General features: G+C 60.2%; 24 protein-coding genes. 13 read left to right on the plus strand and 11 right to left on the minus strand.

Annotation, left to right across the window (positions count from 1 at the left end):
* Window positions 1-5 precede the first annotated feature (5 nt).
* The 4 genes from CE636_RS22010 to CE636_RS22030 all read right to left on the minus strand — a co-directional run bounded on the left by CE636_RS22010 (window position 6) and on the right by CE636_RS22030 (window position 4,187).
* Window positions 6-599: a DUF3156 family protein gene (locus tag CE636_RS22010; protein WP_004202449.1), complete on the minus strand. Its 594-nt coding sequence runs from the start codon at window positions 597-599 to the stop codon at window positions 6-8.
* Window positions 577-2,076: an APC family permease gene (locus CE636_RS22015; RefSeq protein WP_002892820.1), complete on the minus strand. Its 1,500-nt coding sequence runs from the start codon at window positions 2,074-2,076 to the stop codon at window positions 577-579. Before CE636_RS22015 ends, CE636_RS22010 begins: the two co-directional genes overlap by 23 nt.
* Window positions 2,077-2,506: 430 nt before the next feature.
* Complete coding sequence (locus tag CE636_RS22025) at window positions 2,507-2,872, minus strand: cupin domain-containing protein (protein WP_002892824.1); 366 nt, start codon at window positions 2,870-2,872, stop codon at window positions 2,507-2,509.
* Between the two features lie 13 nt (window positions 2,873-2,885).
* Window positions 2,886-4,187: an NAD(P)/FAD-dependent oxidoreductase gene (locus CE636_RS22030; RefSeq protein ID WP_017900836.1), complete on the minus strand. Its 1,302-nt coding sequence runs from the start codon at window positions 4,185-4,187 to the stop codon at window positions 2,886-2,888.
* A gap of 159 nt (window positions 4,188-4,346) precedes the next feature.
* On the opposite strand from CE636_RS22030, the gene CE636_RS22035 reads away from it, so the two are divergent.
* From CE636_RS22035 to CE636_RS22055, 5 genes are all read left to right on the plus strand, one after another.
* Window positions 4,347-5,831: an aldehyde dehydrogenase family protein gene (locus CE636_RS22035; protein ID WP_017900837.1), complete on the plus strand. Its 1,485-nt coding sequence runs from the start codon at window positions 4,347-4,349 to the stop codon at window positions 5,829-5,831.
* A gap of 246 nt (window positions 5,832-6,077) precedes the next feature.
* Window positions 6,078-7,454, plus strand: coding sequence for a phenylalanine transporter (pheP, locus tag CE636_RS22040; RefSeq protein ID WP_004202454.1), 1,377 nt, complete (start codon window positions 6,078-6,080; stop codon window positions 7,452-7,454).
* A gap of 187 nt (window positions 7,455-7,641) precedes the next feature.
* Window positions 7,642-8,847, plus strand: coding sequence for an MFS transporter (locus CE636_RS22045; RefSeq protein WP_025999301.1), 1,206 nt, complete (start codon window positions 7,642-7,644; stop codon window positions 8,845-8,847).
* Window positions 8,848-8,863: 16 nt separating this feature from the next.
* Entirely contained in the window at window positions 8,864-9,886 is a 1,023-nt protein-coding gene (locus tag CE636_RS22050; RefSeq protein WP_004202459.1) for a sugar phosphate isomerase/epimerase family protein, read from the plus strand.
* Window position 9,887: 1 nt separating this feature from the next.
* The gene (locus CE636_RS22055) at window positions 9,888-11,039 is read left to right on the plus strand and encodes a Gfo/Idh/MocA family protein (RefSeq protein WP_017900838.1); all 1,152 of its coding nucleotides are present in this window, start codon (window positions 9,888-9,890) and stop codon (window positions 11,037-11,039) included.
* 18 nt (window positions 11,040-11,057) lie between these two features.
* Here CE636_RS22055 and CE636_RS22060 read toward each other — a convergent pair whose 3' ends face one another.
* The gene (locus tag CE636_RS22060; protein ID WP_017900839.1) at window positions 11,058-11,474 is read right to left on the minus strand and encodes an Exc2 family lipoprotein; all 417 of its coding nucleotides are present in this window, start codon (window positions 11,472-11,474) and stop codon (window positions 11,058-11,060) included.
* A 248-nt stretch (window positions 11,475-11,722) separates the two neighbouring features.
* Between CE636_RS22060 and CE636_RS22065 the strand changes: the two genes are divergently transcribed.
* Window positions 11,723-12,703, plus strand: coding sequence for a LacI family DNA-binding transcriptional regulator (locus CE636_RS22065; RefSeq protein WP_017900840.1), 981 nt, complete (start codon window positions 11,723-11,725; stop codon window positions 12,701-12,703).
* Window positions 12,704-12,705: 2 nt separating this feature from the next.
* On the opposite strand, the gene CE636_RS22070 is transcribed toward CE636_RS22065, so the two are convergent.
* Together CE636_RS22070 and CE636_RS22075 are read right to left on the minus strand one after the other, a co-directional pair.
* Window positions 12,706-13,950 carry a mechanosensitive ion channel family protein gene (locus CE636_RS22070; protein ID WP_004202471.1) on the minus strand — a complete coding sequence of 415 codons (1,245 nt, stop codon included), beginning with the start codon at window positions 13,948-13,950 and terminating at the stop codon, window positions 12,706-12,708.
* Window positions 13,951-14,020: 70 nt separating this feature from the next.
* Complete coding sequence (locus tag CE636_RS22075) at window positions 14,021-15,448, minus strand: MFS transporter (protein WP_017900841.1); 1,428 nt, start codon at window positions 15,446-15,448, stop codon at window positions 14,021-14,023.
* Between the two features lie 108 nt (window positions 15,449-15,556).
* Here CE636_RS22075 and CE636_RS22080 point away from each other — a divergent pair, with 108 nt between their 5' ends.
* The 4 genes from CE636_RS22080 to CE636_RS22100 all read left to right on the plus strand — a co-directional run bounded on the left by CE636_RS22080 (window position 15,557) and on the right by CE636_RS22100 (window position 18,784).
* Window positions 15,557-16,426 (plus strand): helix-turn-helix transcriptional regulator, encoded by an 870-nt coding sequence (locus tag CE636_RS22080; RefSeq protein ID WP_017900842.1) that lies wholly within the window; start codon window positions 15,557-15,559, stop codon window positions 16,424-16,426.
* Between the two features lie 532 nt (window positions 16,427-16,958).
* Complete coding sequence (locus tag CE636_RS22090) at window positions 16,959-18,002, plus strand: hypothetical protein (RefSeq protein ID WP_017899011.1); 1,044 nt, start codon at window positions 16,959-16,961, stop codon at window positions 18,000-18,002.
* Between the two features lie 184 nt (window positions 18,003-18,186).
* Window positions 18,187-18,504 carry a type II toxin-antitoxin system RelE/ParE family toxin gene (locus CE636_RS22095; RefSeq protein ID WP_017899012.1) on the plus strand — a complete coding sequence of 106 codons (318 nt, stop codon included), beginning with the start codon at window positions 18,187-18,189 and terminating at the stop codon, window positions 18,502-18,504.
* Window positions 18,497-18,784: a helix-turn-helix domain-containing protein gene (locus CE636_RS22100; RefSeq protein ID WP_017899013.1), complete on the plus strand. Its 288-nt coding sequence runs from the start codon at window positions 18,497-18,499 to the stop codon at window positions 18,782-18,784. Before CE636_RS22095 ends, CE636_RS22100 begins: the two co-directional genes overlap by 8 nt.
* A gap of 257 nt (window positions 18,785-19,041) precedes the next feature.
* Here the strand turns inward: CE636_RS22100 and nfsB are convergent, their stop codons facing one another.
* The 3 genes from nfsB to CE636_RS22115 form a co-directional block, all read right to left on the minus strand.
* On the minus strand, window positions 19,042-19,695 hold the full coding sequence (gene nfsB / locus CE636_RS22105) for an oxygen-insensitive NAD(P)H nitroreductase (protein ID WP_004202485.1): 654 nt from the start codon (window positions 19,693-19,695) through the stop codon (window positions 19,042-19,044).
* Window positions 19,696-19,814: 119 nt separating this feature from the next.
* A complete protein-coding gene (locus CE636_RS22110; protein WP_004202487.1) occupies window positions 19,815-20,183 on the minus strand; it encodes an MmcQ/YjbR family DNA-binding protein in 369 nt (122 codons plus the stop codon).
* Window positions 20,183-20,764, minus strand: coding sequence for a TetR/AcrR family transcriptional regulator (locus tag CE636_RS22115; RefSeq protein WP_017899014.1), 582 nt, complete (start codon window positions 20,762-20,764; stop codon window positions 20,183-20,185). The genes CE636_RS22110 and CE636_RS22115 overlap by 1 nt, the downstream gene beginning before the upstream one ends.
* 179 nt (window positions 20,765-20,943) lie before the next feature.
* On the opposite strand from CE636_RS22115, the gene CE636_RS22120 reads away from it, so the two are divergent.
* Window positions 20,944-22,059 (plus strand): MBL fold metallo-hydrolase, encoded by a 1,116-nt coding sequence (locus CE636_RS22120; protein WP_025999133.1) that lies wholly within the window; start codon window positions 20,944-20,946, stop codon window positions 22,057-22,059.
* 30 nt (window positions 22,060-22,089) lie between these two features.
* The gene (locus tag CE636_RS22125; RefSeq protein WP_004202492.1) at window positions 22,090-22,431 is read left to right on the plus strand and encodes a RamA family antibiotic efflux transcriptional regulator; all 342 of its coding nucleotides are present in this window, start codon (window positions 22,090-22,092) and stop codon (window positions 22,429-22,431) included.
* A gap of 17 nt (window positions 22,432-22,448) precedes the next feature.
* On the opposite strand, the gene CE636_RS22130 is transcribed toward CE636_RS22125, so the two are convergent.
* Complete coding sequence (locus tag CE636_RS22130; RefSeq protein WP_002893037.1) at window positions 22,449-22,697, minus strand: DUF1158 domain-containing protein; 249 nt, start codon at window positions 22,695-22,697, stop codon at window positions 22,449-22,451.
* A gap of 501 nt (window positions 22,698-23,198) precedes the next feature.
* Between CE636_RS22130 and CE636_RS22140 the strand changes: the two genes are divergently transcribed.
* Window positions 23,199-25,922 carry a cation-transporting P-type ATPase gene (locus CE636_RS22140; RefSeq protein ID WP_017899015.1) on the plus strand — a complete coding sequence of 908 codons (2,724 nt, stop codon included), beginning with the start codon at window positions 23,199-23,201 and terminating at the stop codon, window positions 25,920-25,922.
* Window positions 25,923-25,935 lie beyond the last annotated feature (13 nt).

The following is a 25,935-nucleotide window of genomic DNA, read 5'->3' on the forward strand; positions in this document are numbered from 1 at the left end:
ACGCCTCAGCTTCCCCGCGGTGATGGCGGGGAAGTCAATGCTTTCTCTTCTACGATTTCACCGCGCATCCACTGACTTACTGCCTGATCGATCATCGCCAGCACGCTGAGCAGCAGCATCCGCTGCTGCGCTTCCAGCCGCAGATAACGGCGCAGCGGCGGCATTTTACAGACCACTTCGCTGGCGGCCCAGGGTTCAATGCTGCAGCGCCAGCCGCGACCGTCAAAGGTCAGCGAAAAGCGGCGGTAGTCCAGCTCGCTTAAGGTCTGCTGGAGATTAGGGAAACCATTGAGATAGCCGGCGAGTGCCTCGCTGCCTTTGCCGCCGATAAAGCGGATCGGCTGGCGTTTCCACCAGCCGGATTGATGGGCGTGAATGTTACCGCGTACGGGCCGGGTCACCGGCCCCTCGACGACAAACTCGCAGCTGTGAATGCTGGCCATAAACAGCCGCTTCTGACGCACGCTGAAGGTCACGGCGGTGGCGTTGTTCAAGCGCAGCAGCGCGCTGCGCTCGCTCAGCTTTTCGCAGGGCCAGCCGGCCAGATCGCGCTGCACCGCGTTCATTAACGGCGTTTCAAACCAGGGGACGGAGGACATCTGGCGTCATCTCCCCGCGGGTCTGTTTTTCGTAGTTGTTGATGGCGCGCTCCACTACCTCTTCCACCACCAGCGGCTTGAACGGATTGACGCGCTGCACGCACACCGTCCAGAACAGGGCGTAGGCGGCGGTCAGGCCGAGCATAATGCCGAACGGCACCAGCACCTGGCGACTGTCCATCCCCGGCGGGGTGATATTGACGATAGCGATGATAATGCCGACGCTGGAGATAATCTGCGGCAGTGGGAACCACGGCGAGCGGTAGGCGCGCGGCAGGTCCGGGCGGCGAATGCGCAGCATCACCACCGACAGCGTCACCAGCAGATAGGCGACGCCCCAGGCGCAGACCGCGGCGAGGATCAGCGGCACGATGCGGTCCAGATCGCCGTTCAGATACCAGGCGTGCAGGCAGGGGATCGCCACCCCGATGGCGATGGCGATTACCGGCGTTTTAAAGCGCGGATGCAGCCAGGTCAGGAAGCGGGGCAGCGCGCCGTCCAGCGCCATACCGTAGATAATGCGCGGCACGGCGGCCATCAGCGTATTGATGGTGGCGCAGCCCGCCAGCAGCAGCCCGACCCCCAGCCAGTACTGGCCGGCGTGGCCCATCACCCGCTCGGCGAAGGCCGGGATCGCCATCGGCGTATCCAGCAGATGGACGTTGTTGGCCGCGTCGAGCACGGTATTCTCCACCTGGCGGTTGATCGCCGCACCGTAGATAAACATGCAGCTGGCGACCCCCAGCAGGCCCAGCGCCATCGCCCGCGGTATGGTGCGGTGGGCCTGTTTGATCTCCGGCGCCATCGGCGTCACCAGTTCGCAACCGACGAACATAAACATCGCCATGCCGATATAGCCGAACAGGCCGTTGATATCGCTAACGTTCAGCGGCGTGCCGAACCAGCCGGAAAGATGAGTCACCGGCGCCATAAAAATGCCGCACAGGCCGAAAATGGTCAGCGTGGTCCACATGCCGAAGGTCAGCACCACTTCGACCTTGCCGAAGATTTCCACGCCGATGGCGTTCAGCAGGCCGAAAATCACCACCATGCCGACGCCCACCATCCAGGTGTTTTGGTGAGCGGCCATCTGGGCGTTGATCGATTCGAAGTTCACCAGCGCCATAATGCCCGCCAGGATCGTCTCCGCCGTCCCGGCGAAAATATGGACGATCAGATAGGCGCACAGCGCGCCGGTGATAGCGAAAAAGCGGCCCATGCCGCAGGAGATATAGTCGTACACCGAACCGGTGGTGGGAATGAGCGTCGCCGCCTCGGCAAAGGTGGTGACCTGCGCCTGCATCATAATAAAGGCCAGCAGCACCGCCAGCGCGAAGGTATCGCCGCCCATGCCGAAGCCGCTGGTCACCGTCAGGATCACCGGGCTGGCCATAATCAGCCCGACGGAGCTGGCGAGGGTGGTCGGGAAGCCGACGACGCCGCGCTCAAGATGGCTGGCAAGTCTGTTACTAAACATAGTCAACCTCTGCACAATAATGGGGTAGGGCAGGGAATAGCCAGCGCCACTCCCGGATAGTCATAATTTAGGCGGGCATCCTGCTCAACGAATATCGTCCGGAAGGTGGAGGGTGGCGCATGATTCTGTGACGCAGTCCATGAATGTGAGGGTGGATAAACAAGATGACCCCGAAAACCGGGGCCATCCGTCTTGCCACGTTGCGCCTGTTTCTGCCGGGTGGCGGCTGCGCCTTACCCGGCCTACGATCCGCGCGGCCTGCCTTTAATTTATTCACCATGCTGACTGAAACTGCCGGTGTTGGCGGCCTCAAAACCCCCGGTGGCGCTGCCGCTTACCGGGGCTACAGCGCTGTGCGATTTGGTAGCCCGGAGAAGGCGCAATGCGTCGCCTCCGGGTCCCCCCTGCGCCGCCGGGCAGTATCAGCGCGTTAGCGCGTCTCGACGTTCGCCAGGTAGTGCTTCACAAAGCGCGGCGTCAGGATTTTCCACTCCACTTCGGTGCCCTGTTTAACAAACCAGCTATCGCCTGGCGCAAAGCGCTGCGGTTCACCGCCGGCGACGGTCAACTCCACTTCGCCTTCCAGCACGGTGGCGTGTTCGGTAAACGGATAGGTCATGGTAAAGCTCCCTTCAGTGGACGAAAACAGTCCGCAGGTAAAGGCATCCTGCGGCTCGCCGTAGATCATCGCCCCGGCCACCTGCGGGTCGCCGGCGGTCGGCGTCGCGCCGAGCAGGCTGACGCTGCCGATTGGCTGCAGGTCGGGCACCGGGTGTTTAAGTTTAAAAGCGTGCATAGCGTTCTCCTGGTTAACTCCGGCCTTTCCAGAAACCGGCGGTTTGATGCATCAATTTTCCGGCGGTGACCAGCAGCAGGCGCAGGCTGTCACGGCCGTGGATGGTCGCGTGGGGGATGCTGCTCAGCAGACGATAGCGGTCTGAACCGCCGTTGATCCCTTCGGCGAGGATTTTGCACACGATGTGCGATGGGGTGACGCCGAAGCCGGAGTACCCCTGGACGTAAAAGACGTTGTTGTGATCGCGTAGCGTGCCGATCTGCGGGAACAGGTTGGCGCTACAGGCCATTGGCCCTCCCCAGGCGAAATCGATCTTCACATCCTTCAAATAGGGGAAGACCTCCGCCAGCAGGGTGCGGTTCCAGGCGGCGAAATCGTTCGGCGTATACTCCACAAAGCGGGTGGCGCTGCCGAACAGCAGGCGGTTTTCCCGGGTGACGCGGTAGTAGTTAATCACCGGGCGAATATCGCTGAAGGCGCCGCGCAGCGGGCTGATGCGCTCGATCAATTCATCGGAGAGCGGCTCGGTCGATACCTGATAGGAGTAGGTGACCAGCGTTTTGTTGTAGATCTCCGGCTCCATATTGTTGAGGAAGCTGTCGCAGGCCCACAGCAGTTTGGCGGCTTTGACGCTGCCCATCGCGGTACGTACCCGCACCTGTTTGCCGTAATTCACCTCCACCACCGGCGAGGATTCGAAGATCTTCACTCCCAGCGAATGGGCGGCCTGCGCCGAGCCGAGGAGCATATTGAGCGAATGGATCTGGCCGCCGCCCATATGTTTCAGCGCGCCGCAGTAGACCTCGGAGCCCACCACCTGCTGCACCTCTTTCCCGGTATACAGCTCGATCTCTTCATCCGGGGTGGCAGCCTTAAACTCCTTCTCCCACTGGCGCAGCGTTTTCAGTTGCCGCTGGTTATAAGCGAGATAGCCATAGCCGGGGACGAAATCGGCGTCGATATTATATTTGCGGATGCGTTCGCGAATGATGCCCGCGCCAAGGTTGGCGATTTTAAACAGCGTTTCCAGCCCTTCTTTGCCGACGTGCTTTTTCACCGCTTCGATGTCGTGACCGATACCGGCCATCACCTGGCCGCCGTTGCGCCCGGTGCCGCCATAGCCGAGATGGCGCGCTTCCAGCACCACCACGTTGGTGATGCCCTGTTCCGCCAGCTCAAGGGCGGTGTTAATACCGGAGAAGCCGCCGCCGATAATCACCACGTCGGCTTCAATATCTTCCCGCAGCGCCGGAAAATGGAGGTGGTATTTCTTCGTCGCGCCGTAGTAGTTCAGCGCATCGATTTTGATGTTCATCGCGTTACCCTGTGGTCTTGCCTCGCTCAAGTGCCTCATCACAGCACGCCGCGCGGGCGTTGAATATCGTCCGGAAGAATGACGTTCTTTAGAACGATAGGCGGCGGCGGGAAGCCGTGCTGTGATGGGCCAACGTTGCTGAAAAAACGGGTACTGACGATGAGCGAGATAACCTTACTGGCGGAAGTGACCGCCTTTTTACGCCAGCCGCACGGGCAGTTTATCGCCGGTGAGCGAGAGGCGGGCCGCGGCGCGCCGTTTGCGGTGATCAACCCGGCCACCGGGCGGGCGATCGCCGAGGTCACCGCGGCGGATAGCGACCAGGCGGATCGCGCGGTAGAGAGTGCCCGCCAGGCGTTTAATCAGTGGCGCGAAATGCCGACGCTGGCGCGCGGAACCTTGCTGCTGAAGCTGGCGGATGCCCTGGCTGAGCATCGCGAAGCGCTGGCGCAGCTGGAAAGTCTCTGCTCCGGCAAGACCATCACGCTGGCGCGCATGCTCGAGCTGGATCAATCGGTCGCTTTCCTGCGCTACTTCGCCGGCTGGGCGGGGAAAGTCACCGGCGAAACCCTGAATGTGTCGCTGCCGTCGATGGCCGGGGAGAAATATACCGCCTTCACTCGCCGTCAGCCGCTGGGGGTAGTGGTGGGCATCGTGCCGTGGAACTTCTCCATCATGATTGCCGTCTGGAAGCTGGCGGCGGCCCTGGTCTGCGGCTGCACCATTGTTCTCAAGCCGAGCGAGTATACGCCGCTGACGCTGCTGCGCGTGGCGGAGCTGGCAAAAGCGGTGGGTATTCCGGACGGGGTGATTAACGTGGTCAACGGCGCCGGCGGCGAGATTGCTCAGCGGCTGATTACCCACCCGGCCTGCGCCAAGGTGAGCTTCACCGGCTCGGTGGCCACTGGCGAGAAAGTCCAGCAGTCGGCCAGTGCGTCAGGTAAACGGGTGACCCTTGAGCTGGGGGGCAAAAACGCCGCGCTGTTCCTGGATGATCTGACGCCGGAGGCGATGGTCAACGGCATTCTGGAAGCCGGCTACCTGAATCAGGGGCAGATTTGCGCCGCCGCGGAGCGCTTTTATCTGCCGCAGGGTAAACTGGATGCGGTGCTGGCGCTGCTGAAAGATAAGCTCAGCGCCTTCGCGCCGGGATCGCCGCTGGATGAGCGCACGCTGATGGGGCCGCTGGCCAACCGCCAGCAGTATGACAAAGTGTTGCGGCTCATTCAGACCGCGCGCGACGAGGGCGATACCATCGTCTGCGGCGGCGAAGCCCTGCCGGGGGAGGGCTATTTCCTGCAGCCGACGGCGGTCAAAGTGCGCAGCGAAGAGAGCACCCTGATGCGCGAGGAGACCTTCGGCCCGGTGTGCAGTTTTATCGGTTATCACAGTGAAGACGAGGCGCTGGCGCGGATCAATGCCTCGCCGTATGGCCTGGCGGCCAGCGTCTGGTCGGATAATATTCGCCTGGCGCTGCGCTACTCGGAGGCGATTGAGGCCGGCATCGTGTGGGTCAATATGCATACCTTCCTCGACCCGGCGGTACCGTTCGGCGGCATGAAGGGCTCGGGCATCGGGCGCGAATTCGGCAGCGCGTTTATCGATGACTACACGGAGCTGAAGTCGGTGATGGTGCGCTATTAAGTTTTGTCGGTGGAGGTAGCCTTAACCGGGCTTCAGGCGTCTGCGTAGGCCCGGTAAGCGCAGCGCCTCCGGGCAAGGACAGCGGATGGACAGCCGCGAATGTGCCAGGCGACGACGGCGCCTTGCACGGCCTGAGTCCGTGCAAGCGAAGGTTAATGTCGCCGCCGCCATAACCCCTCGCAACTTGCGACAATCCCCCCTAAGTGATAAAAGGTGCCCCTTCGCAAAAACACACAGGGGAACGACGTGAAAGACGCGTCAACGTCGTCGGATGCCGTAGAAGAGAGCGGCCCGACGCTTCATCGCGGTTTACAGAACCGACACATTCAACTTATCGCCCTTGGCGGCGCGATTGGCACCGGCCTGTTTCTCGGCATTGGTCCCGCTATCCAGATGGCCGGTCCGGCGGTATTACTGGGCTACGCCGTCGCCGGGATTGTCGCTTTTCTGATCATGCGCCAGCTGGGCGAAATGGTGGTGGAAGAGCCGGTATCCGGCTCCTTTGCCCACTTTGCCTACAAATACTGGGGCCCGTTCGCCGGCTTCCTTTCCGGCTGGAACTACTGGGTGATGTTCGTGCTGGTGGGAATGGCGGAGCTGACCGCCGCCGGGATCTACATGCAGTACTGGCTGCCCGACGTCCCGACCTGGATCTGGGCGGCGGCCTTCTTCCTCATTATTAACGCCGTCAATCTCGTCAACGTACGCCTGTATGGCGAAGCGGAGTTCTGGTTTGCGCTGATAAAAGTGCTGGCGATTATCGGCATGATTGCCTTTGGCCTGTGGATGCTGTTTGGCGGCCACGGCGGCAGCAAAGCCGGATTCGATAATCTGTGGAAACACGGCGGCTTCCTCGCCACCGGCTGGCACGGTCTTATCCTGTCGCTGGCGGTGATCATGTTCTCCTTCGGCGGGCTGGAGCTTATCGGCATCACCGCCGCTGAAGCGCAAAACCCGGAAAAGAGCATTCCAAAAGCGGTCAACCAGGTGGTTTATCGTATCCTGCTGTTCTATATCGGTTCGCTGGTGGTGCTGCTGGCGCTCTACCCGTGGGTGGAGATCAAATCCGACAGTAGCCCGTTCGTGATGATTTTCCATCATCTCGACAGCAACCTGGTGGCCTCCGCGCTGAACTTCGTCATTCTGGTGGCCTCGCTGTCGGTGTATAACAGCGGCGTGTACTCCAACAGCCGGATGTTGTTCGGCCTGTCGGTGCAGGGCAATGCGCCGACGTTCCTCGCCCGCGTCAGCAAGCGCGGCGTGCCGGTGAACTCTCTGCTGCTCTCGGGGATTATCACCTCGCTGGTGGTGGTGCTGAACTACCTGCTGCCGCATGAAGCGCTGGGACTGCTGATGGCCCTGGTGGTGGCGACGCTGCTGCTGAACTGGATCATGATCTGTATGGCGCACCTGAAGTTCCGCGCCGCCCAGCGCCGCAAAGGGCGTGAATCGAAGTTTAAAGCGCTGCTGGCGCCCGCCAGCAACTACTTCTGCATTGCTTTCCTTGGGCTGATTCTGGCGCTGATGTGCACTATCGACGGGATGCGCCTGTCGGCGATCCTGCTGCCGGTGTGGATCCTGTTCCTGTTTATCGCCTTCAAACTGCTGCGCCGCCCGGCGTAAGCGAGATGCCCCGCCGTCCGGCGGGGCTGCCTGGCTTTTTATTGTGATCCTCTTCGCAGGTGGGGCATTTGCCTGGCGATCTTCTTTTTGTAATCGATTACTTTTGTTTGGAGCGATTTTGTAATCGATTACTTTTCTGAGGGCGAGCAACATGGTCACAACAACAGAAGGTCGGGAAAGTGTCCGCGTGAGCCACCGTTTTCTGGTGCCGCGGCTGTCGTTAATGATGTTTATGCAGTTCTTTATCTGGGGCAGCTGGTCGGTGACCCTGGGGCTGGTGATGACCCGCTATGAGATGTCATTGCTGATCGGCGATGCGTTCTCCGCCGGGCCGATCGCCTCCATCCTGTCCCCCTTTGTGCTAGGGATGCTGGTGGATCGCTTTTTCGCCTCGCAGAAGGTGATGGCGGTGATGCACCTGGCCGGGGCGGCGATCCTGTGGTTTGTCCCCCAGGCGCTGGTGGCGCAGAATGGCGCGCTGCTGATTGGCCTGCTGTTCGGCTATACGCTGTGCTATATGCCGACCCTGGCGCTGACCAACAATATCGCCTTCCACAGCCTGGCTAACGTCGATAAAACCTTTCCGGTGGTCCGCGTGTTCGGCACCATCGGCTGGATTATCGCTGGGATCTGCATCGGGGTGACCGGCATCTCTGACACCACCGGCATCTTCACCGTGGCGGCGCTCTGTTCGGTGGCGCTGGCGATCTACAGCCTGACGCTGCCCCACACCCCGGCGCCGGCCAAAGGCATGCCGGTTCAGTTTCGCGATCTGCTGTGCGCGGACGCCTTCGCGCTGCTGAAAACCCGCCATTTCCTGATTTTCTCCCTCTGCGCCACCTTAATTTCCGTGCCGTTAGGCACCTATTACGCCTATACCGCGTCGTATCTGGCGGATGCCGGCGTTAAGGATGTCAGCACCGCGATGTCCTTCGGCCAGATGTCAGAGATCGTCTTTATGCTGGTGATCCCGCTGCTGTTCCGTCGCCTCGGGGTGAAATACATGCTGCTTATCGGCATGGCGGCGTGGTTTGTTCGCTATGCCTTTTTCGCCCTCGGGGTCAGCGAAGAGGGGCGCTTCCTGCTCTATCTGGGTATTTTGCTGCACGGCGTGTGCTATGACTTTTTCTTTGTCGTCGGCTTTATCTACACCGACCGCGTGGCGGGCGAGAAGGTCAAAGGCCAGGCGCAGAGCATGATTGTGATGTTCACCTACGGGATCGGCATGCTGCTGGGCTCGCAGATCTCCGGCGCGCTGTATAACCATCTGGTGGCCGGCCAGAGCGTGCCGCAGGCCTGGGTGACCTTCTGGTGGATCCCGGCGGTGGCCGCCGCGGTTATCGCGCTGATTTTCCTTTTCTCTTTCCAGTACAACGAGAAAGAGCCGCACTAATTTTACAGGAGGGGGTATGAAAACGATCAAGGGACCGGGCATTTTTCTGGCGCAGTTTATCGGCCCGCAGGCGCCGTTCAACACCCTGGCGGGGATGGCGCAGTGGGCCGCCGGCCTGGGGTACAAGGCATTGCAGATCCCCTGCAACCACCCGGCGATTTTCGATGTCGAGCGGGCGGCGGCGAGCCAGACCTACTGCGACGAGGTCCGCGGTACCCTGGCGGAGCATGGGCTGGTCATCAGCGAGCTGTCCACTCATCTTGAAGGACAGCTGGTGGCGGTGCATCCGGCGTATGACGCGGCGTTTGACGCCTTCGCCCCGGCGGCGCTGCACGGCGATCCGCAGGCGCGCCAGCGCTGGGCGGTGGAGAAAGTGCGCCAGGCGGCGGTGGCCTCCGGCCGCCTGGGGCTGCAGGCGCATGCGACCTTTTCCGGGGCGCTGGCATGGCCCTTTTTTTATCCGTGGCCGCCGCATAATCAGTCGCTTCTGGATGAGGCCTTTGCCGAGCTGGCCCGGCGCTGGCGGCCGCTGCTGGACCTCTTCGACGAGCAGGGGGTCGATGTCTGCTATGAGATCCACCCCGGCGAAGACCTGCACGATGGCGTGACCTTTGAGCGTTTTCTCGCGCGGGTGGATAACCATCCGCGCTGCAATATGCTCTATGACCCGAGCCACCTGCATCTGCAGCAAATGGATTACCTGACCTATATCGATATCTATCATGCGCGTATTAAGGCGTTTCACGTCAAGGACGCCGAATTTCGCCGCAACGGGCGCAATGGCGTCTACGGCGGCTATCAGCCCTGGCAGCAGCGGGCTGGCCGTTTCCGCTCTCCCGGCGACGGGCAGATCGACTTCAAAGGGGTGTTCAGTAAGCTGACCGAATATGATTTTGACGGCTGGGCGGTGCTGGAGTGGGAGTGCTGCCTGAAGGATGCCGAGACCGGCGCGCGCGAGGGCAGCGAGTTTATTCGTCGCCATATCATTCCCGTTGCCGGACGGGCCTTCGATGACTTTGCCGCCGGTGGGAGGGAATAACATGATTCAGGTCGCGATTATTGGGGCTGGGTTTATTGGCCCGGCGCATCTGGAGGCGCTGCGGCGGCTGGGGGATATCGAGGTGGTGGCGCTGTGCGACAGCAGCCTTGAGGCGGCGCAGCGCAAGGCGCAAGCGTTGAATATTGCCCATGCCTACGACAGCGTGGAAGCGCTGCTGACCCATCCGGGGCTACAGGTGGTGCATAACTGTACGCCGAACCATCTGCATGCCCAGATTAACCGGCAGATCCTCGCCGCCGGGCTGCACGTCTTCTCCGAAAAACCGCTGTGTATGACGGCGGAGGAGGCGCGGGAGCTGGTGGCGCTTGCCGCCCGGGCCGGCGTGGTGCATGGCGTCAGCTTCGTCTATCGCCAGTTCGCCATGGTCCAGCAGGCGGCGGCGATGATCCGCCATGGCGAGGTCGGCAGAATCTTCGCGGCGCACGGCAGCTATTTACAGGACTGGATGTTGCTGGAGACCGACTACAACTGGCGGGTTGATTCGGCGCAGGGCGGCGCATCGCGGACGGTGGCTGACATCGGCTCCCACTGGTGCGATACCGTGCAGTTTATGACCGGTCGGCGGATTGTCGAGGTGATGGCGGATCTGTCTATCGTCTGGCCGACGCGTAAAGCGCCGGTCAATGGCCAAGCGACCTTCAGCGCCGTTCACGAGGCGCAGGGATATGAAACCCGGCCTGTCGATACTGAGGACTTTGGCACGGTACTGTTGCGTTTTGACGATGGTAGCAAAGGCAGCTTTATGGTCTCTCAGGTGAGCGCCGGGCGGAAAAACCGTCTGGCGGTGGAGGTTAACGGCAGCCGCTGTTCTCTGGCCTGGGATCAGGAAGTGCCCCAGCGGCTGTGGATCGGCCACCGCGAGCAGCCGGATCGGCGGCTCAGCGACGACCCCAGCCTGCTGCGGCCGGAGATCGCTGACAGCGCCCATTACCCCGGCGGCCATATTGAGGGCTGGCCGGACGCCTTTAAGAATATGATGGGGCATTTTTATCAGGCGGTGCGCGCCGGGAAGATGCCGGAGGCCGGGGCCCGGCGCTTCGCCGCTTTCGACGACGGCGCCGATGTGATGTACATCATCGAGGCGATCGTCAAAAGCCATCAGCAGCAGCGCTGGGTGAGCGTCGAACGCTGAGGGCGGGGGAGCGAAGGATTATTTCACCCCAAGATAGCCGTCGAGATAGGCACCGGAGAGTTCGTTGCCGAACAGGACGGCATCTTTATTTTCCATTGCATTATCCCATTTGTCGCTGGCGTTGCCGGTAAAGGCGTGCTCGGTGCGGGTGCCCTGCGCCGCCTGCTGTTTGATGGCCTCCGCGGTGCGGCGGGCGTCGCTTTCGTTCATGCCAGCGGCTTTATCCTGCTGGCCGCGGGCGTACATCGCCGTGAAGGTCGGCAGGTTTAAACGGTAATTTTCCTGACGGTTGACGGTGAAGTTGCCGCCGACAAAATCGGAGCGGTGGGCGACGAACGCGTAGGCGTGGCGTTCCGGTGACGATTTTGACGAGGTGCAGCCGGTGATCGTTGCCAGGGCACAGCTGAGGGCGAGAATCGTGGTGGAGAGCCTCATGGGGATATCATCCTTAATCATAAAAGCACAAATGGGGCGCAGGCGGTCTGTTGCGCCTCCTGCGCTAATGAGAATATGAAACGGCAAAAGGATGCGCGTTATCGGGGCGGGAGAGAAGCCCTGATTATTAATAGTGTCCCGAGACGCCGTCTCACTGAGCCACGCTTTCGCGCCAGGCTGGCAGGCCAACCAGAGCTCATTTATGATAGCCTGCAGGATCCACCTCTATCGCAGGAAGTGCAGGGTTTATGTCTATTCAGAAAATTGCTCGTCTGGCCGGCGTCTCGGTGGCCACGGTGTCGCGGGTGCTGAACAACAGCGATACGGTAAAAGCCAAAAACCGTGAGCGCGTGCTGCAGGCGATCAAAGAGAGCAACTATCAGCCGAACCTGCTGGCGCGTCAGCTGCGAACCGCCCGCAGCAATATGATCCTGGTGATGGTCTCCAATATCGCTAACCCTTTTTGCGCCGAGGTGGTGAAAGGGATAGAAGAAGAGGCGGAGAAGAACGGCTACCGCATTTTGCTGTGTAATTCCGGGTCGGATCTGGCCCGCTCGACCTCGGGCCTGCAGCTGCTCTCCGGCAAAATGGTCGACGGCATTATTACCATGAACGCGCTCTCCAGCCTGCCGGAACTGACCACCATGATTGGCGATGCGCCCTGGGTGCAGTGTGCGGAGTATGCCGATACCGGCAGCATCTCCTGCGTCGGGATTAACGACGTCGAGGCGGCTCAGGGGGCGGTGTCCCGGCTGGCCGACGGCGGCCGCCGTCGCATCGCGCTCATTAATCACGACCTCAGCTATCGCTACGCCCGCCTGCGCGAGCGCGGCTATAAAAGCGTGCTGCACGTGCACGGTCTGGCGTATCAGCAGGTGACCTACGCGCAGGATCTTAGCGCGGCGGCCGGTAAACGGGCGATGGAGCAGCTGCTGTCGCAAGACGAGAAGCCTGACGCGGTGTTTGCCGTTTCGGACTCCCTTGCCGCCGGGGCGCTACGGGCGATTGACCAGGCTGGACTGCGGGTGCCGGAGGATATCGCGGTGATCGGCTTCGACGGCACCGAGCTGGCGGAAGTGGTCTCCCCGCAGCTGACCACCGTTGAACAGCCCTCCCGGGCGATCGGCCGCACGGCGGTGGATCTGTTAATGAAACGCATCGACGATCCCGACGCTGCCGTTGAGCGGGTGATGATGGACTGGCGCGTGATAGCCCGCGCCAGCGCCTGAGTTCAGCGGGAGAAGGCGCCCGCCAGCGCGCGAATGTCGTTGCCGGTGGGCGTCTGATGAATGCGTAAGCCAAACTCCTCCACCACGGCGAAGACATGGTCGAAAATATCCGCCTGGATCCCCTCATACTCCGCCCACACCACGGTGTTGGTGAAGCAATAGATCTCGATCGGCAAGCCGTTGGCATCCGGCGCCAGCTGGCGCACCATCAGGGTCATATCCTGGCGGATGCGTGGATGATGACGTAAATACTCCTGCAGATAGGCACGGAAGGTGCCGACATTGGTCATTCGCCGCTCATTGAGAACCGACTGTTCCCCGGCATACTGCTGGTTCCAGGCGCTAATTTCCTCGTGGCGCGAATCCATATAGGGTTTAAGCAACTTCGCCCGGATCAAGCGCTGCTGCTCCTGTTCATCGAGGAAATGAATGCTGGTGGTGTCGATGTTGAGGCTGCGCTTAATGCGGCGGCCGCCGGAGGCCGACATGCCGCTCCAGTTTTTAAACGAGTCGGAGACCAGCGACCAGGTCGGAATGGTGGTGATGGTATTATCCCAGTTACGTACCTTGACCGTAGTGAGGCCGATATCGATCACCGCGCCGTCGGCGCCGTACTTCGGCATCTCCAGCCAGTCGCCAAGCTTGAGCATATCGTTGGCCGAGAGCTGGATACCGGCCACCAGGCCAAGGATCGGATCTTTAAATACCAGCATGAGCACCGCGGCCATGGCGCCGAGCCCGCTAATCAGGATCGCTGGCGACTGGCCTATCAGCAGGGAAATAATCAGGATGCCGATAATAATCGCCGTCACCAGCTTAATTCCCTGGAATATCCCCTTCAGCGGTAGCTGAGAGGCGGCGGGAAATTTCTGCGCCAGCTTTAAGATCACATCCAGCAGCGAGAAGAAGGACAGCATGGCATATATCATCACCCATAGCTGAGCCACGGTGGTTAATATTTCTGCGGCCTCGCTGCCTTTTTGCAGCCACAGCACCGCCTGCACGTTGACGATGATCCCCTGCAGGGTAAAGGCCAGTCGGTGAAAGAGTTTATTCTGCGTGATGATTTGCAGCCACAGATGGCTGCTGGCCAATGCCCGTTTTTCAAAAGCGCGCAGCACCACTTTATGCAATATCAGATGCACGACGACGGCGGTGAACAAGATAATGCCGAAGATAATCATCAGCGAGCGGGTGGGAGTTATTTCGATTCCTAAGGCGGCAATTTGCGATATTAATTCCTGCATAACGTCTCCTGAATATCCAGCGGGTATGATGACCGCTGGATGACGATTATGCAAATCACCGCCGCCGGTATTACGACGCTACCGTCGCCGGCTGTCGGTTGAGATGATGACGCAGCCACAGCGCGATGGCCCCCAGCAACAGCATCATAGCCACCTCGACCAGCAGAAAATCAATCAGCGCCTGCGGATAGTTTCCGCCGCCGCGACGGGCCAGCGCCAGGAACAGCGAGCCGAGGATAGCCGGCCCAAGGCCGAGAGTCGCCTGCTGCAGGGTACTGAGGATGGCGCTCCCGGCCCCGGCGTCGCTGGCGCTGATATCGCGCATGCCAATCCGGTAAAAGCTGTTGACGATCAGCGCCTGGCCGTAGCCGATCAGCGCCGTGGCGGGGACCAGCGTCAGGGCGGTGGTGGCGATCCCGAAGCGGGAGAAGGTGGCGCACAGCAGCAGTAGACCGGCGATCTGCACCGCCAGACCGGTCAGCAGGATCCGCCCCATGCTGTAGCGGGCGATAAGCCGCGGGGCATACAGCGCCGAAATAAAATAGGCCACGCCGAGGGCGATAAAGCTATTGCCGGACTGCCACGGCGCCATCCCCAGCCCCTCCTGCATGGTCAGCGCCATGCAGAACATAAAGCCGGACCAGGCGCTGAAAAACAGCAGGGCGATGGCCATCCCGAAGCGGATGCTGGTCAACTGCAGCAGACGCGGCGGCAGCAGGGGATGATCGCCGCGCTGCTGCTGGCGCAGGGCGCTCTGACGCATGGCGAACAGCAGCGGCAGGACCGCCACCAGCATCAGCTGCAGCCACAGCGGCCAGCGCAGCTCCGGACCGAGGGCCATCGGGAACAGCAGGCAGCAGAGGATCAGCGCGAGGTACAGCGTGCCCTGCCAGTCAATCCGCGACGGCGTCTCGCGACGGGTTTCCGGCACATAGCGGCGGCTCAGAGCCAGCACCAGCAGGCAGATCGGCACATTGATAAAAAAGGCGTTGCGCCAGCCCAGCCCGGCGATGTCCGCCGACACCAGCCAGCCGCCGCCCATCTGACCGACGATAAAGGCGATCCCGCCGATCCCGCCGTACAGGCTGATGGCCCGGGCGTGGGCGGGGCCTTTGAGGGTGACGTGCAGGGTGGCGAGGATCTGCGGCACAATCAGCGCCGCCCCGGCGCCCTGCAGGGTGCGGGCCGCCAGCAGGGCGCCGATGCTGTTCGCCATCCCGCACAGCAGGGAAGCGATGCCAAAGAGGGCGACGCCCCACATAAACAGGCGCCGGCGGCCATAGTTATCGCCAAGCTTACTGCCCATCGCCAGGCAGACGGCAAAGGCGACACCGTAGAGCGCGACGATAAGTTCCAGCTGCGTGGCGCTGGCCGCCAGGGTATGGGTGATGGCGTCCAGCGCCACATTGGTGATCGAGGTATCAATAAGCGGCAGCATCTGGCCGCCCAGCAGCAGCAACAGACCGGCGCGGCCGGGTGAAACAGCAGACGTTTTCATGGGAATCTCCATTGCGTCATTCAGCAGACCGACGTAGCATTACCGATAAATTAAACGGGTACCAGTTCCTGTCTATACTGGTACTGGAACTACCATGCTGGAGGGGTGATGACCACGATGCCGCAACGGGAGTCGACGTTCGCCGTGCCGGACGATCGGCGCAAACAGCTGGGGGCGTTTCTGCGCGCCCGCCGTGAAAGCCTCGATCCGCAGCGCCTGGGGTTACCCCGGGTGGGCCGCCGACGCACGCCGGGTCTGCGCCGGGAAGAGGTGGCGATGCTCGCCGACGTCGGCGTTACCTGGTACACCTGGCTGGAGCAGGGGCGGGAGGTGAATCCGTCGGAGGCAGTGCTGGTGGGGGTGGCGAATGCCCTGCAGTGCAGTCCGCTGGAGACCCGGCATCTGTTCGTGCTCGCCGGGCTGACCCCGCCGGAAGCCACCCAGGTGACGGCGTGCGAAGGCATCAGCCCCGGCACCCGTCGCATGCTGGACAGCCTGATGCCGCAGCCGGCCAGCATTCAAAAACCGAACTTTGATATTGTGGCCTGGAACGACAGCTTCTGCCGCCTGATGGGTGTCGATTTCGCCACCCTTGCGGAAGAAGATCGCAACTGCATTTATCTGTATCTGACCCATGAGACCTGGCGCAGCCGGATTGAAAATCGCGATGTGCTGCCGACTTTTGTCTCCTATTTCCGCGCCGCGATGGCCGAGCACCGTGGCGATCCGGCATGGGAAAACAAACTGGCGCGCTTTTTCGCCGCCTCGTCGGAGTTTGAAGCGCTGTGGCATCAGCGCTACGAGGTGCGCGGCGTGGAAAACCAGATTAAACATTTTAACCACCCGCAGCTCGGGCGATTCAGCCTGCAGCAGATGTACTGGTATTCGGCGCCGCGCAATGGTTCGCGTCTGCTGGTCTACCTGCCGATGGACGAGGCGGGCGAGCAGGCGCTGGCGTGGCTGGACCAACATTCATGACAAGGACTCAGATGGTTGAGAATGTGCCATCTTCGGGTATTGCCCGGCCGGGCTGCTGGACGGTTCCCTCTCCCTCCGGGAGAGGGCCAGGGTGAGGGAAAGCACTGCAGGGAAGTCTTTTATGTTATCTGCGACTTCAGCGCACATTGCGCTCCCGGTTAGTCTTCTGCGTTATATCTCTCATGACGCAGGGAGCGCACAGGGGGCGGCCAGTCGCCGCCGCCCCCTGTACCCCCGGGCTCCGGCCAGCAAAATCGCCACTGCGTGGTGCCTTCGACTTATCCCTGCAGGCTTCGGGTCGGGCCGAGGCAGCGTCCATGCAAAACACGGCCCTCAGCCCGCATCCATGCGGGCTGCCCCGGCCTGCCGGGAACGTCTCAGCGATGTTGAGGCCGCCAGCACCGGCAGTTTCAGCAGCCCCAGGACCCGCGGTGATTTGGGTTTGTAGGCCGGGTAAGGCGTACGCCGCCACCCGGCAAAAAGGCGAGCATATTAGCGAAAACAGGTTTGTCATCAGTCTCAAGGAATGCCTATGAACGTAACCCGAAAAGAGCAGCGCATTATTCAGCGCGCGCTGAACGCCTGGCAGGCCAGCGGGGAGTTAACCCCGTCGGACAGTCAGCGGCTGGCGCACACGCTGTGCGTCTCCCCCTTCGACTGGCGGCGCCTGAGCCGCTATGCCTTCTGGACCGCGCTGGCCTGCGTGCTGATTGCTCTGGGCAGTCTGTTTGCCGACAGCGAACTGGTGGCGTGGCTGCTGAGCCTGTTCAGCCACTCGGCGCTGACGCGGATCCTGCTGCCTGCACTGCTGGCAGTCGCCTGCTACGGCTGGGGTTTTCGCCGCCAGCAGCGGGAGACGCAGTGGCACTACAGCACCGAGGCGATTTTGTTTCTGGGCGTCGTCTTTACCGCGGTGGCGCTATGGCAGTTGGGTGAACGGCTGGATAACGGCAGCGGCCATATCGCGCCGCTGTTTCTGGCCGGATGCATGATTTACGGCGCTATCGGCTATGTTGCCCGCTCCGGGCTGGTGTGGCTTTTTTTTCTGCTGGCGCTGGGTAACTGGTTTGGCGCAGAAACCGGCTACGTCTCGGGGTGGGGCGCCTACTGGCTGGGCATGAACTACCCGATTCGCTTCGTCCTGTTCGGCGGCGCGCTGCTGGCGCTCTGCTACGGCGCGCAGTCCCTGCTTCGCCAGCGGCAGCTGTTTACCGTCAGCAAGGCGATGGGCCTCACGTATCTGTTTATTGCGCTGTGGATCCTGTCGATTTTCGGCAATTACGACGCTGACAGCTGGTACAACGTAAGCCAGGCGCGACTCCTGCCGTGGGGGCTGCTGTTTGCCGCGGCGGCCGGCGTCTGCATTTTTATCAGTCTGAAAACCGATGACGCAATGCTGCGCGGCTTTGGGTTAACCTTCCTGGCGATCAATCTCTATACCCGCTTCTTTGAGTTTTTCTGGAACGGGATGCACAAGGTGCTGTTTTTCCTGATCCTTGCCGTCTCGCTGGCGGTGATTGGCCGCTATGCCGAGCGCATCTGGCACGCGGGTGAAGGGCGGGGGAAGAACAACTAATCTCGTTTTGAGCATGCTCACCACTCAGGCCGCGCTAAGTCGCGGCTTTTTTTCGTCCCTGATTCCAGTTTTAGCGCATTTTTCTGCGATTGGCTGCAAATGAGCATAGGCTTGCCGGGTATCTCAAAGATTAGCCTTTAAGGCAATTTATCTTCTATGCTAACATTCAGAGGAAGGGAGTCTGATGTTCAGAATGGTTGTGCATGTGGACGTTAAAAAGGAGTTGCAGGCGCTTCCGGCTATTGTCCAGGCGAAGATGATCAGGCAATTAGACAAGTTACGCCAAAATCCCACCGCGCTGAGAGAACCTGATAGTAAACCGCTTGGACAAGGGCTATTTGAAATTCGAGCGTTAGGTTCGGTACAGGGGCGGGGGATCTACGTTTTTCAGCAAAACAAAACGCTCTTTCTGCTACGTGTTTTTGTCAAGAAAACGCAAAAAACCCCGTTATCGGAAATTCGCCTGGCGCTGAAGCGATTAGAGGAGATGCGCAATGAGTAAAAAGATCATTGACTGGGATACGTTAAAAACAGAACTGCTTAGCCAGCCTGAGGTTCAGGCTGCGTTCGATGCGCAAGAACGTCAGCACCGATTACGTACTATGCTGGCACAATGGCGCGAGCAGGCGGGGCTGACCCGAGCCCAGGTTGCGCAGAGGATGGGGGTGAGTGCGCCAACGGTCTCCAGAATGGAAGCCAATATCACCCGCACCAGCCTGGATACCTTAACGCGATACGCGTTAGCGTGCGGTATAAAGCACCCGCAAGTTTTACTTTACTAAATTAACGCGCCCGGCGGCGCTGCGAGGTGTAAGCCTGTAAGAGGATCCCGTATGCCGGGTCAGGCGCAGCCGCCACCAGGCATAAAATCGGCTCCGAGCCCGTTGTCATCGCCCGGCGGCGCTGCGTTTGCGCGGGCCTACGGCAAAGGGTAACTATCTGATATATGGATGGTTATGTAGGCCGGTTAAGGCCTGGCCGCCATCCGGCACTGACAAGCGGCACCAGAGGCGCCCGGTTAAAGGCGCCCGTGGAGAGATTAAATCTCGGTAATGGTCGTCGACTGCGGCAGACGCGACTTCGGCAGGGTAGCGTTGAAATCTTCCACGCTATGGTGGCCAACCGGGACCACCACCAGGCTGGTGTAGCCCTTGGCTTTCAGGTCAAATTCCTCATCGAGGATCGCAAAATCAACCCCTTCGATCGGCACGGCGTCGAGGCCCATCGCCGCTACGCCCAGCAGGAAATTGCCGACGTTGAGATACACCTGCTTCGCCATCCACTGATCGTCATCTTTCAGCTCTTTGCGGTGCATATCGGCAAAGAAGGTGCGACCCTTGTGGTTAGCGGCTTTTGCGTCAGGAGTGGCGAAACGGCCATCGGCCTCTTCCTGATCCACGACGCGCTGCAGCCAGGCGTCGTCCATCGCGGTTTTCGCGCAGAACACCACCACGTGCGAGGCGTCAAGAATTTTACGTTCGTTGAACACGTAGGTACCGCTGGCGGCTTTCGCCACGCGGGCTTTGCCTTCATCGGTGCTGGCAACGATAAAGTGCCACGGCTGGGAGTTGGTGCTTGACGGGCTGTACTGCAGCAGCGTTTTCAGCTGTTCCGCTTCCCCGGCAGTCAGCTTTTTCGTGGCGTCAAAGGCCTTGGTGGAATAGCGCTTCAAAGCGACCGATACGATATCCATAACTCTTCCTCACAGTTTACAGCACCTTACCGGTGCGTTCAGGAGAGGAAGAGTACAGCGAAGATCGCAAAATGATAAGGGTGAAAAATGCGATAACACTTATCGCGTTTGGCTGAAAATCAGCGCGGACGCAGGCGCTGCTGCGCCTTTTTGCTCAGCTTGTTCACCACCTGGTGCCACGAATCGTCAATCAGCTCGGCCAGCAGATCCTCGCTGATGTCGTCGCCCGGCACCACCGTGATCCAGTGTTTCTTGTTCATATGGTAGCCGGGTTCGATACTGCGATAAATTTCCTGATTGAGCAGCGACTTCTGCGGCTCGGCCTTCAGGTTGACCAGCGCCCGCCCGCGAATGGTCATGGTGATCATAAAGATGCGGCCGTCGACCTTAAACACATCGTACTCCGGCCCAAAGGGCCAGCAATGTTCGGTAAACGGGTAGGTCAGGGCGATACGGTGAGCGCAGGGATGCAGTGTTTCCGGCGTCATTAGGCGTCCGCCTCATGCAGGGCGTTCCACATGGCTTCAAAACCGAGGGCGATAATCTCCCGGGCGCGCTGCGGATCGTGGCTGGCGAATTCGATGGTGGTTTCCGCCAGCGACAAAAACAGGGCGTCGCCAAAGGCGCGATACGCCTCGCTGAGGAATATCTCTTTCACCGACAGCTGGCACATTTCGTTGAGCTCCGGAAAGCTCTCTTTCACCTGGCGGCGGGTTTCGTCAGTGATGCGCTCGCTGAGCGCCATACGGCGGATCGCCTTGTGCTCCATCGGGTTGCGCACGCCCCAGTCGATATAGCTGTTCCAGATATTGCGCGCATTCTCTTTCGGGCGCTTCTCGTCCGGATCCAGCCCGGCGATCATGGTGCGCACCAGGCGCAGCTTAATGGCGAGGTACAGTTCGTTGAGCAACTCATCCTTGGTAGCGAAATAGCGAAACAGCGTCCCCTCGGCCACACCGGCGCTGCGGGCGATGGCCGACGTCGAGGCGGCGATGCCGGACTGGGCGAAAGCCGCGGTGGCAGCTTCCAGTAACGCTTGCTTTTTATCTTCACTCTTTGGACGAGCCACTACTTTTTTCCTCACGCAGGTTTAAACAAACCGCCGATCTTTGCACGTCTGACCTGGTTGCTGCAACGGCGGAACGCAAAAACTGAAAATCGTCTTGACGACTTTCATCACATTCCTAATAATGAGTGCGTACTCACTCATAATCAAGTTATATCATAAAGCCTCCGGGATGGGGGCTTTTGTCTGGTCAGGATATGAACCGTGTCACTTTCAGCGTGGTCGCCATCATGTTACTCGCAGCAGCAACGACATTGCCGTTTGTCCTCAATGCCGGTTTTGGTAAGGCGCCGCAGGGGGCACAGCTTAGCCAGGTGGAAGCGTCCCCCCACTACCGGGATGGCCAGTTCCATAACCAGCTGCCCACGCCGGGGTTCACCGGGCAAAAAAATATGCTGGCGGCATGGTGGGATTTCCTGATGACTAAACGGGAAAACGCCCGTCCCGCGCAGCCGCTGCCGCTGGTGAAGACCGATCTGGCGACGCTGCCCCTCGGGCAGGACGTGATGGTCTGGCTCGGCCACTCCTCCTGGTATCTGCAGCTGGCGGGAAAACGCATCCTGATCGACCCGGTGTTCAGCGATTACGCGGCGCCGTTCTCCTTTATTAATAAAGCTTTCCCCGGCGACTATCCGTGGCGGGCGGAAGGGATGCCGGAGATCGATCTGCTGATCATCTCCCACGATCATTACGACCATCTGGATTACGCCACCATCCGCGCTCTGCTGCCGAAAATTAAGCGGGTCATTACGCCGCTGGGGGTTGGCTCGCACCTGCGTTACTGGGGGATGGACGGGGCGCTGATTACCGAAGCGGACTGGCAGCAGGCGATTCCGGTTAACGACGAGCTCACCGTCCACGTCCTGCCGGCGCGGCACTTTTCCGGCCGTGGGCTGAAGCGCAACCAGACGCTGTGGGCCAGTTTTCTGTTCGTTACCCCGCAGCAAAAGATTTATTACAGCGGCGACAGCGGCTATGGGCCGCACTTTAAAGCGATAGGCGATGAATTTGGTCCGGTCGATCTGGCGATCATGGAGAACGGGCAGTATGACCAGGACTGGAAATATATTCACATGATGCCGGATGAAACAGCTCAGGCCGCCGACGACCTGCGCGCTCGCGCGGTGCTGCCTGGGCATGCAGGACGATTCGTTTTGGCGAAACACAGCTGGGATGAACCGTATCAACGGCTGGCGGCTGCCAGCGAAGGAAGGGCCTGGCGTCTGCTGACGCCTGTGCAGGGCGAGCCGGTGTGGGTCGCCGATAAGACGCAATCATTTAACGCCTGGTGGCGCTAAGCGCCAGTGCAGTATCAGAGGAGAGAGCATATGACGATTTCCGCTCAGGTGATTGATACTATCGTCGAGTGGATTGATGACAACCTGCATCAACCGCTGCGTATTGATGATATCGCTCGCCATGCCGGGTATTCGAAATGGCATCTGCAACGGCTGTTTTTACAGTATAAAGGGGAGAGCCTGGGGCGCTATATTCGCGAAAGGAAGCTGCTGCTGGCCGCCCGCGATCTGCGTGACACCGATCAGCGGGTCTACGATATCTGCCTGAAGTATGGCTTCGATTCGCAACAGACCTTTACCCGCGTCTTCACCCGGACCTTCAATCTGCCGCCGGGCGCCTACCGTAAAGAGAACCACAGTCGCGCCCACTGAGGCGCGCCCTTCCTGGTTTAGCGTTCGAGCGAAAACCAGCGACGCCACACCCAGCGCAGCACCAGATACTCAATGGCGCCCAGTGCTAAGAACCACAAACAAAACAACACCGTATAAAGCTGGTTGAGATCCATCATATGGAATGTCTCAACCAGCTTTTGCGCCAGCGTCAGGCCCAGCGACGGCGCGGGCAACAGCAGACAGGAGAGCAGAGCCAGGAGCAGGATCCCGGCGGCGGAGAGGAGCGTTTCCAGCGGATGTTTCATGTCATGTTAATCATCAGTTAAAAAACATATTGTCCGGCAAAATAATCCCTAACGCAATATGCTTTGTATTTTACTCGCCTTAATGCGCTTCTGTTTAATATTATGGCCTGCCTTTTATTCCCATGTTAATTAATCTGAAATAATTTGTAATTAAATTAAAATCAGTCTCCTGTAAATTACTGTCATTATTATGCCAGCGCTTTTACAAAACTATAAGTGCTATATCCCACCAGCGTGGCAGCGATGATGGCCAGCAAGATGTACAGCGCCAGACGGCGTCCGCGGTAGATTCCAAACATATTTAACCTCGTTTAGTTTTGGTTTATTAATATTCTGTAATAGTTGTCTCGTGGAATTAACTTACCACATATTTTTTATTTTGCGAAAAATTTAGGCTTGTATTGGTTCACATTTTTATCGGCTTTTTCGCCACCTTTTACTGCATTGGCCAGGAATGATTTCAGGCTTTCCGACTCACGGAATTTATAAGGAAAATGTAATTTGACCAAGATGAATAACCCAAAGTTTACGACGCCCTCGGGCGACACCGCGCCACGGCAGGTCTGGCAGCAGACCGTTGACGCAGTGCTGGCGCAGACCAAAAGCCAGGCCGCTGGGTTAAGTTCCGCAGACGCCGCCGAGCGCCTGAATAGCTGTGGGCCGAACGCGCTGCCGGAAAAGAAAGGGAAACCGGCCTGGCTGCGCTTTCTTGCCCACTTTAACGACGTACTGATTTACGTGCTGCTGGCCGCCGCGGCGCTGACCGCCATCATGGGGCACTGGGTCGATACCCTGGTGATCCTCGGCGTGACGGTGATTAACGCCCTGATCGGCCATATCCAGGAGAGCAACGCCGAAAAGTCCCTGCAGGGGATCCGCAACATGCTCTCCAGCGATGCCCGCGTCCAGCGTAACGGCAAACATGAGACTATCCCGACGCGCGACCTGGTTCCGGGAGATATCGTTATCCTGCGCGCCGGCGACCGCGTGCCGGCGGACATGCGGCTGATTGAAACGCACAACCTGCGGGTGGAAGAGGCGATCCTCACCGGCGAGTCGACGGTGGTGGATAAAATCACCGACGCGCTGGAAGGCGACCTGCCGTTGGGCGACCGGGTGAACATGGTCTTCTCCGGGACCACCGTCAGCGCCGGCGGCGGCGTCGGCGTGGTGACCGCCACCGGCGCGCAGACCGAACTCGGCCACATTAACCAGATGATGGCGGGCATTGAGAAGCACCGCACCCCGCTGCTGGTGCAAATGGATAAGCTCGGCAAAGCGATTTTCGTCATTATCCTCGCCATGATGGTGGCGCTGTTTATCTTCAGCCTCGCGCTGCGGGATATCCCGATGGGCGAGCTGCTGCTGTCGCTGATTAGCCTGGCGGTGGCCGCGGTACCGGAGGGGCTGCCGGCGATCATTTCAATTATTCTGTCGCTCGGCGTGCAGACGATGGCGCGCAAGCGGGCGATTATTCGTAAGCTGCCGACCGTGGAAACCCTCGGCGCCATGACCGTGGTTTGCTCGGATAAAACCGGCACCCTGACAATGAACGAAATGACCGTCAAGGCGATCATCACCGCCGACTGCTGCTACCGGGTGGAAGGCGACAGCTATGAGCCGCAGGGGCGGATCTTCCTTGAGGGGAGCGATGAGCCCGTGCAGGTTCAGCCGGGTACCGTGCTGGAGACCTGGCTGCGCACCATCGACCTGTGCAACGACAGCCAGCTTATCCAGGATGAGCGCGGCCTGTGGGGGATCACCGGCGGGCCAACCGAAGGGGCGCTGAAGGTGCTGGCGGCGAAAGCGCAGCTCCCGGCGGTGGAGGCCCGTCTGGTGGCCAAGATCCCCTTTGACTCGCAGTACAAATATATGTCCACACTGCAGCACATCGATGGCGATGCCCGGGTGTTAATCACCGGTGCGCCGGACGTCATCTTCGGCATGTGCCGTGAGCAGATGAGCCGCCAGGGCGCGGTGCCGTTCGAGGCGCAGTACTGGGAAGAGGAGATGGCGCGCTTCGCCCGTCAGGGACTGCGCATGGTGGCGGCGGCCTGTAAGCCGGCCAGCCTTGATGCCACCACGTTGAACCATGAGGATCTGCAGGAGGGACTGATTTTCCTCGGCATAGCCGGGATGATGGATCCGCCGCGTCCGGAAGCCATTGACGCTATCCACGCCTGCCAGACCGCCGGCATCCGCGTGAAGATGATCACCGGCGACCACCCGCAGACGGCGATGAGCATCGGCCAGATGCTGGGGATCACCAACAGCAGCCAGGCCATGACCGGCTACCAGCTGGAGCACATGGACGATGCGGCGCTGGCGAAGGCGGCGGTGGAGTACGACATCTTTGCCCGCACCAGTCCGGAGCATAAGCTGCGCCTGGTGAAAGCCCTGCAGGATAACGGCGAAGTGGTCGGCATGACCGGCGACGGCGTCAACGACGCGCCGGCGCTGCGCCAGGCCGACGTGGGTATCGCGATGGGTATCAAAGGTACCGAAGTCACCAAAGAGGCGGCTGACATGGTGTTGACCGATGATAACTTCGCCACCATCGCCAGCTCGGTAAAAGAGGGGCGCCGGGTCTATGACAACCTGAAGAAGACCATCCTCTTCATCATGCCGACCAACCTGGCGCAGGGGCTGCTGATCATCATCGCCCTGCTGGCGGGGAACATGATTCCGCTGACCCCGGTGCTGATCCTGTGGATGAACATGGCGACGTCGGCGACGCTCTCCTTCGGCCTGGCCTTTGAGGCCGCGGAGCGCAACGTGATGAACCGCCCGCCGCGTAAAACCGGCCAGCACGTGATGGATGGTTTCGCCGTGTGGCGGGTGGCTTTTGTCGGGTCTATGATTGCTATTGCCGCCTTTATCCTTGAGGCCTGGCTGGCGCCGCGCGGCCACAGTCCGGAGTTTATCCGCACCGTGCTGCTGCAGATGCTGGTGACGGCGCAGTGGGTCTACATGATCAACTGCCGCAGCAGCGACAGCTTCTCCCTGAGCATGGGCCTGCTGCGCAACAAAGGCATCTGGCTGGTGACCGGTGTCCTGCTGCTGATGCAGCTGGTGATTATCTATGTCCCGCTGATGCAGAACATGTTTGGCACGGAAGCGCTGCCGCTGCGCTACTGGTTTGTCACCCTGGTCATCGGCATCGCCATGTTCCTGGTGGTGGAAATCGAGAAGCGTCTGACGCGCCGGTTCCGCAAAACGGCCTGATCGATCTCGCGCG

Source organism: Klebsiella sp. LY (genome assembly GCF_004010915.1).
GTDB lineage: Bacteria > Pseudomonadota > Gammaproteobacteria > Enterobacterales > Enterobacteriaceae > Klebsiella > Klebsiella quasipneumoniae.

Bases quoted from the DNA above. Each gene is read 5' to 3' on its own strand.
- CE636_RS22130 (WP_002893037.1), bottom strand. From the start codon at position 22,697: ATGAAACATCCGCTGGAAACGCTCCTCTCCGCCGCCGGGATCCTGCTC.
- CE636_RS22025 (WP_002892824.1), bottom strand. From the start codon at position 2,872: ATGCACGCTTTTAAACTTAAACACCCGGTGCCCGACCTGCAGCCAATC.
- CE636_RS22030 (WP_017900836.1), bottom strand. From the start codon at position 4,187: ATGAACATCAAAATCGATGCGCTGAACTACTACGGCGCGACGAAGAAA.
- CE636_RS22090 (WP_017899011.1), top strand. From the start codon at position 16,959: ATGAACGTAACCCGAAAAGAGCAGCGCATTATTCAGCGCGCGCTGAAC.
- CE636_RS22125 (WP_004202492.1), top strand. From the start codon at position 22,090: ATGACGATTTCCGCTCAGGTGATTGATACTATCGTCGAGTGGATTGAT.
- CE636_RS22010 (WP_004202449.1), bottom strand. From the start codon at position 599: ATGTCCTCCGTCCCCTGGTTTGAAACGCCGTTAATGAACGCGGTGCAG.
- CE636_RS22055 (WP_017900838.1), top strand. From the start codon at position 9,888: ATGATTCAGGTCGCGATTATTGGGGCTGGGTTTATTGGCCCGGCGCAT.
- nfsB (WP_004202485.1), bottom strand. From the start codon at position 19,695: ATGGATATCGTATCGGTCGCTTTGAAGCGCTATTCCACCAAGGCCTTT.
- CE636_RS22110 (WP_004202487.1), bottom strand. From the start codon at position 20,183: ATGACGCCGGAAACACTGCATCCCTGCGCTCACCGTATCGCCCTGACC.
- CE636_RS22035 (WP_017900837.1), top strand. From the start codon at position 4,347: ATGAGCGAGATAACCTTACTGGCGGAAGTGACCGCCTTTTTACGCCAG.
- CE636_RS22015 (WP_002892820.1), bottom strand. From the start codon at position 2,076: ATGTTTAGTAACAGACTTGCCAGCCATCTTGAGCGCGGCGTCGTCGGC.
- CE636_RS22095 (WP_017899012.1), top strand. From the start codon at position 18,187: ATGTTCAGAATGGTTGTGCATGTGGACGTTAAAAAGGAGTTGCAGGCG.
- CE636_RS22080 (WP_017900842.1), top strand. From the start codon at position 15,557: ATGACCACGATGCCGCAACGGGAGTCGACGTTCGCCGTGCCGGACGAT.
- CE636_RS22075 (WP_017900841.1), bottom strand. From the start codon at position 15,448: ATGAAAACGTCTGCTGTTTCACCCGGCCGCGCCGGTCTGTTGCTGCTG.
- CE636_RS22100 (WP_017899013.1), top strand. From the start codon at position 18,497: ATGAGTAAAAAGATCATTGACTGGGATACGTTAAAAACAGAACTGCTT.
- CE636_RS22065 (WP_017900840.1), top strand. From the start codon at position 11,723: ATGTCTATTCAGAAAATTGCTCGTCTGGCCGGCGTCTCGGTGGCCACG.
- CE636_RS22060 (WP_017900839.1), bottom strand. From the start codon at position 11,474: ATGAGGCTCTCCACCACGATTCTCGCCCTCAGCTGTGCCCTGGCAACG.
- CE636_RS22070 (WP_004202471.1), bottom strand. From the start codon at position 13,950: ATGCAGGAATTAATATCGCAAATTGCCGCCTTAGGAATCGAAATAACT.
- CE636_RS22050 (WP_004202459.1), top strand. From the start codon at position 8,864: ATGAAAACGATCAAGGGACCGGGCATTTTTCTGGCGCAGTTTATCGGC.